This is a genomic window from Elstera litoralis, from assembly GCF_000963705.1.
Lineage (GTDB): Bacteria > Pseudomonadota > Alphaproteobacteria > Elsterales > Elsteraceae > Elstera > Elstera litoralis.
Genome location: NZ_LAJY01000842.1, coordinates 1 through 1,159 on the forward strand (window position 1 = coordinate 1; position 1,159 = coordinate 1,159).

2 protein-coding genes are annotated in these 1,159 nt (G+C 61.3%); one reads left to right on the forward strand and one right to left on the reverse strand.

All coding sequences use genetic code 11. The features are described from left to right. Positions 1–602 (forward strand): hypothetical protein (locus VZ95_RS20140; protein WP_232302781.1); only part of this gene is annotated, 602 nt, incomplete at its 5' end. Positions 603–812: 210 nt separating this feature from the next. On the opposite strand, the gene VZ95_RS27665 is transcribed toward VZ95_RS20140, so the two are convergent. Beyond that, positions 813–998 carry an SDR family oxidoreductase gene (locus tag VZ95_RS27665; RefSeq protein ID WP_045777450.1) on the reverse strand — a complete coding sequence of 62 codons (186 nt, stop codon included), beginning with the start codon at positions 996–998 and terminating at the stop codon, positions 813–815. Between the last annotated feature and the right edge of the window lie 161 nt (positions 999–1,159).

The following is a 1,159-nucleotide window of genomic DNA, read 5'->3' on the forward strand; positions in this document are numbered from 1 at the left end:
CCCGAGTAAAATTCGAATTGGAGCGAGTAGAGAAAATGTCTATCAGAAATTCTTTGATGACTGTAGCCGCCGTTGCAACATTCTTGTCTGCTGGCGGTGCTGCGGCACAAGCTACGGTCGTGAATAAAGCCATCACGGAAACCGAGGTTCTTAGTGCCCAAAAGGCTTGGTGTGACGCGCTCGTAACCATTGCTAAAACGGCCGATACGCAGGGCCAGCCTGCGGCGAAGCAGCTCGCCGAGAAGGTCATCGATTCTGCCTACGGCTACCAAATGGGTGTCGTCCTCTTTAAGCCGACGCTAACCGTCACTCCGCAAACCTTCCGCACCACCCGCGCGGGCGCTTTGTCCTATTTCGTCGGCGGCGACGCGGCCTTCCCGAAGGACACCGGCTTCGCTCTCAAAGGCTGGACCAAATGCGATATCAGCAACAGCGGAATCTTCATCGCCGGTGATTCGGCAACGACAATGGGCAATGTCAGCTTCACGGGCAAAGACGGTAAGATCACAACCGTCGACAAGACCTGGGGTTTTGTCAAAGACGATGCCGGTAAACTGCGTATTGTTGTGCATCACTCATCGCTGCAATACGCGGGCAACTAAGCACGACAACCGGGACGCGGATGCCCGTCAACGGGGCATCCGCGTCAAGTGATATGCTCGAAAAACCATCGCTGAGGCGGGCAGCCTCCCACCCCCCGTTTCCGCCCGGCGTTTTTCGCCTGATTCAGAAGCCGGTCGGCCTGTTTGAGCGCGTCTTTCAGGCCGCAAGCAGGGCGCGCCCACAGCGACGCCGAGGCGGAGGGCTTCCCCCTAAACCCCCCGCATCAACCCGCCATCCACGCGGATATTCTGCCCGGTGATATAGCCCGCCCCGTCGGACGCCAGGAACGCCACCGTCGCCGCGATTTCGTCGGCGGTGCCGTAGCGTTGCATCGGCACGCTGTCGCGGCGGGTGTCGGTTTCGGGGAGGCTGTCGATCCAGCCGGGGAAGCGCAACAGGCCCCTAACCCTCCGCCCCCCACMACCCGGTTCCGCCCGGCGTTTTTCGCCTGATAGAGCCGCCGGTCGGCCTGTTTCAGCGTGTCTTCCAAACTGCCGCCAGGCGCGCAGGCGGCGACGCGAGGCTGAGGGTGACGCGCAGGGTGGGGGCGATGGTG